Raw genomic sequence first — 4728 nt, forward strand, 5'->3', positions numbered from 1 at the left:
AGAGCAATGGCGGAGGATACGAGATTCGAACTCGTGAGGGGTTGCCCCCAACACGCTTTCCAAATGTTCGTACGGGGGTCCGGTGGGGGTCGTGGACGTCCTGACCTGCGGCGGAACGTTCGGTCCGGCCCCGTCCGGACGGGGCCGGACAGGGATTAATGAGACCAGAACTGAGACCGGGATGGGAGCGCTCGAGGGATATGGTTCACCCTGCTGATTGCGTGTCGGACCCTCTGGCCCCGTGAACGCCGTAGACGTTGGGGCGGGCGGCCGTGATCAGGGGGCCAGCCTCTCCTCGGTCTGCGGATGCACGACGTAGGTATTGAGGAAGAAACGATCTCTGCCCCGCAGCCAGGAACTTCTGGGTGTGAGCGCTCAGCCTCGATTGTGGGCGCTCCGACTAGCGCTGTTCGTCTTGCTCCGGCTCTTGTTCCGTGTCCAGTCGTCGCCACAGCCTTTCCGCAATTTCTACCAGCGTCCCCTCCTCAGGAACCCGCCACTGCTTGGGTCCTTGAACAGCACTCCACTGTTCCCGCCATTCGGCCTGCTGCCAGATGTGGTTCACCAGTCCACTCGGCGAGTAGCGACGGCCATCCGCCTCCCAGAGGATTGGACCCTTACGGTCGTTGATCCAGGTGCCCCGACGTCGGCGCGGATCCTGGTCGAGCCAGACGCCGATGGCCCGCTCTTCGGTGTCGCTGGGGGTGTAGACAAGCGGAGTGCCGTCAGAGAGGAGATCGTGGTCCACGAGGAGGTGAATCGTCGGAGGACGTTTCGCGCGCTTTTTGCCCGCTGCTGTCACGAACGCCGAGAGATCAGGAGAGTCACTGCCGGCGTCGAGCGTCAGCAAGACTGCCTGGACCAGCTGCCTGGATTTCTCCTCGCTGGCGAAGGTGCTGGTGATATAGCTCTTGTTGGTGAAGAGCTTGTCAACCATGTCGATCAGAGTAGCCAGGACGCGTCGCACTTGGTGGGGAACATCTTGCAGAAGAGCTTCCCAATCACTTTCGGGCTCCTGCAACGCCTCGCTGTCGATTCGCTGAAATACGATATGGGCAGCCAATAGAGCCCCACTATCTGCGATAGAAGCCGCCCTCCCCGACAGTTCTGAACGGAGCTTCGTAAGCTCATCCCGGATTGCTCGCAGGACCTGTACGGAACGCCAAATCTGGTACGCGCCCGCCTGTTGACCGAATAGGCGAGTATAGGCACCGTCAGCGCCTTCCTTCCATAGGGCTTCAGTGGATCCCTTGACTCGGACCGCGAAGGTCGGATCCCGATATGCGCATGCGAGGGCGGTGGCCGCTTCGGTGACCGAGCAGCCAGAATCAGGAGCCGGATCCATTTCTCCACGCCGGAATACGTATTCCTTGTCCAGTGATAGCTTGAAGTCTTTCTGGATCTCACTCTGGACCGGGTCGATGGCGATGAAGTCCCGACGCTCCATATGGTTCTGCGTGTTGGTGGCCTTGGTGATACTTTGCGCGAACCCCTCAGGTGTTCCCTGTACCGAGACGATCCGTACGGAGACGTAGGCGTCGGCTACGGCGTCCGGATCCTTTTCAAAGGCCCGGTTAGCTGAGGTGACGGTCTGTGCCCCGTTCACGACGCTCGCGTTGTGGAGAGTCAGGGAGATCGGCGCGCCAGTTGCGCGCTTTGCGAAAAACTCTCGTTCGATGGTGTCGCACTGCACCGTGATGCCGTTATGGCGGTAGAGGAAGCCCTCGGGGTCCTCCAACATGCTGTCGACCAAAGTCTTATTGACGCCCGTGAGTCCCAGCGACTTGCGGACGTTGCGGTCGTAGAGGCGCTCGCCGTTGACTGCATACCACTGGGCGAGCTCCGCAGCGCAAACCTCACCAACGATGGCCTGATAAGGGGTCTCGCGGTCGTGCCAGCCTTCGGTCATCTTGGCCGTCAGAGTGATGGGTTCTGGCTGCAGATCGTCCCGCACGGCGCGGTGAAAATCAACCTGGTCCACCACTCGGTATTCGACGGTGCGGCCGAGACCGCCGAATTCGCGGGCTGCCTCATCCAGGATAATGCGCGTCTCAGGTGAAAGTCGACCGTCTCCCATGAGAGCAACGACCAGATGAACCTTGCAGGTGGGAAGCTTGAGAACGCCATGTACTCGGTCCCCGAGCAGTCGCAGGCGCTCGTTAAAGTGATCGAAATCCCGGTTATCGAGTTTCTTGAGGCCGTGGATGAGCTTAAGTGCCGCCTCGGTATCAAATCCTGCTGTCCCTGACTTCTTCCATTTTGCTTGGATTAGCCATAGTTCGGTTCCGGAAGAGGAGAAAGCCACAGAGTCGATTCCAAAGTCATCCCTGCCATCGATCACTCCGGCGGCTGCCTCGTCTGAGGTGCAGTCGGTCAGAATTCGAGCTGCTCTCGCCGACAAAGCCCGAGAGAGAAGAGCAGTCTCGCGCTCAGTAGGATCCTTCTTCTCGAAGTCATCCATGGAAATTCGGTCAGCGAATTCCCTCAGTAGGGCCTCACGAACCTGCCGCACTTCCAGCGGCATACCCTGCGTCTTCCCCATCCTCGACCCCACTGCCCCTCTGGTCTCGCTCTGACCGCCCAGCGTACCTAGGGGATGTAGAGCGTGTGGGTGAAGCGTGTGGCGTCCACTGTCGCAGGGCTTCGACAACGTCGGTGCTCGTAGCCGTCGGCAGCAGGTTTAGACCGTGTCCTACATGGTCAGTTGGAGGAACCGTTTGTAGCAGCAGAGAGCGGCTGCTAGTCCGAGAAAGGCCAGGTAGTTGCCTGGTTTCCGCTCGTAGCGGTGGTTGAGTCGGCGGTAGCCGGTCAGCCAGGACATGGTGCGTTCGATCACTCACCTGCGCCGGCCGAGCCGCTTGCTGGAGTCGATGCCCTTGCGGGCGATACGGACTCCGATGTGCTTGCCCCAGAGCCATCGCCGCAGGTGGGGGACGTCGTACGCCTTGTCGGCGTGAAGGCGGCGGGGCTTTGATTCCGCCGCGTGCGATTCGTGTCCCATGTGGAAATGGGACAGCATCGGCTTCAGGGCCTGGCTGTCGTGGGTGTTGGCCGCGGAGAGTCCGACGCGTAGGGGCAGTCCGTCCGCGTCGGACAGGACGTGCATCTTGGAACCTGGCTTGCCCCGGTCCACGGGGCTCGGACCTGCAAGTTCGCCCCCTTTTTAGCCCTCACGTGCGCGGAGTCCAGGACCGCCCGGGACAGGTCGATCAAGTTCTGTTCGTCCAGGAGCTGGAGAATCTTCTGATGCAGCCGGCCCCACACTCCGGCTCTCGACCAGATGACGAAGCGGCGGTGCACGGTCGACTTCGACGCCCCGAAGCACGGGGGTAAGGCCCGCCATGCACACCCGCTGACCAGGACGTAGATGATGGCTGCGAACACCGCCTCATCATCGATGTTCGCGACCCCGCCGCCCTGCGGACGAACCCGGGCCGGCGGCAGCAACGGCTCCGCTATCTCCCAAAGTCCGTCCGGAACGATCCATCCCCACCGTCCACTCCCCATGACCAGCACAACTGTCAACTGACCATGTAGGACACGGTCTAAGCATGGCTGCACGGTGCCGCGGCTGATCGGTTCAACGACAGCTCGCGTAGCCCGTCGGGGCTCGCCCGATAGGCATCCGCAGGGCTTGCTGGCCGCTGAAGCCTGGTTCGCCTGGGTGCTGTTGGGGCGAGCGGGGATCTCCACCCAGATGATCTTTACGGGGTTGGCCGGTTGCGGGAGTAGCCCCGGCGGCTGGCCATGGTCTGGATGAGGGTGAGTCAGCGTCCCTCAGGTGGTGCTGGCGTTGAGGGGGCGAGGTGCCGGCGGTCACGGGTTGGGGTCGCTGACCGCGAAAATGATGCCGCCTTCTGTGGCCGGTTCAGCTTGAACACGAACTACCACGACTGGAAGAGGCTGCTGGGGTCCGCCCCGGTCCTCATGCTGCTCGGCATTGGACGGGACTGTGAAACGTTCGGTGTAACTCCCGATCATGGAAGATACATCGATGACCAGCAACAACGTGACCGAGGCCGAGCCCGTCGAGCCGTCTGAGACGGTGCCGTCGAAGTCTGTGGACGACCGGCTGATCGATGAGTTGGTGGGCCGGGCTCAGGCCGAGGGCATGCAGCTGACCGGCGAGGGCGGGCTGCTCCAGCAGCTGACGAAGCGGCTCCTGGAGTCGGCCCTCGAGGGCGAGATCACCGACCACCTCGGCTATGACAAGCACGATCCGGCAGGGAAGAACAGCGGCAACTCCCGCAACGGAACCCGCGCCAAGACCGTACTGACCGACGTGGGCCCGGTGGAGATAACCGTGCCCCGCGACCGCGAGGGCTCCTTCGAGCCGAAGATCGTCAAGAAGCGCCAGAAGCGATCAGGCGTGGACGAGATGGTCATCTCACTCGCGGCGAAGGGCTTGACCACCGGCGAGGTCCAGGCTCACCTGGCCGAGGTCTATGGCGCCGACGTGTCTCGTCAGACGATCTCCACGATCACGGACAAGGTCCTCGAGGGCATGGCCGAATGGCAGAACCGGCCCCTGGACGCGGTCTATCCGGTGGTGTTCATCGACGCCATCCACGTGAAGATCCGCGACGGTGCGGTCGCCAACCGGCCCATCTACGTCGCCCTGGCGGTCACGGCCGAGGGACGACGGGACATCCGCGGGCGATGGGTCGGCGACGGCGGCGAGGGCGCCAAGCACTGGATGCACATCCTCACCGAGATCAAGAACCGCGG

Annotated in this window: 2 protein-coding genes and 1 pseudogene; 1 reads left to right on the top strand and 2 read right to left on the bottom strand. The window is 62.4% G+C overall.

Features of this window, described 5'->3' with window-relative positions; all coding sequences use genetic code 11:
- Window positions 1-400: 400 nt before the first annotated feature.
- Both V9U70_RS26805 and V9U70_RS26810 read right to left on the bottom strand, forming a co-directional pair.
- The gene (locus V9U70_RS26805; protein WP_336679360.1) at window positions 401-2461 is read right to left on the bottom strand and encodes an AIPR family protein; all 2061 of its coding nucleotides are present in this window, start codon (window positions 2459-2461) and stop codon (window positions 401-403) included.
- 231 nt (window positions 2462-2692) lie between these two features.
- Window positions 2693-3507: pseudogene (locus V9U70_RS26810) on the bottom strand (IS5 family transposase).
- 487 nt (window positions 3508-3994) lie between these two features.
- Between V9U70_RS26810 and V9U70_RS26815 the strand changes: the two are divergent.
- Window positions 3995-4728, top strand: a 734-nt coding sequence (locus tag V9U70_RS26815; protein ID WP_336679362.1) for an IS256 family transposase, incomplete at its 3' end; no start/stop codon positions are given.

Origin of the sequence: Streptomyces pratensis, assembly GCF_037137275.1 — a bacterium.
GTDB classification, from domain to species: Bacteria; Actinomycetota; Actinomycetes; order Streptomycetales; family Streptomycetaceae; genus Streptomyces; species Streptomyces pratensis_B.

What these genes read in the sequence shown, in the direction of transcription:
- V9U70_RS26805 (WP_336679360.1), bottom strand. Translation starts at nt 2,461, where the DNA reads ATGGATGACTTCGAGAAGAAGGATCCTACTGAGCGCGAGACTGCTCTT.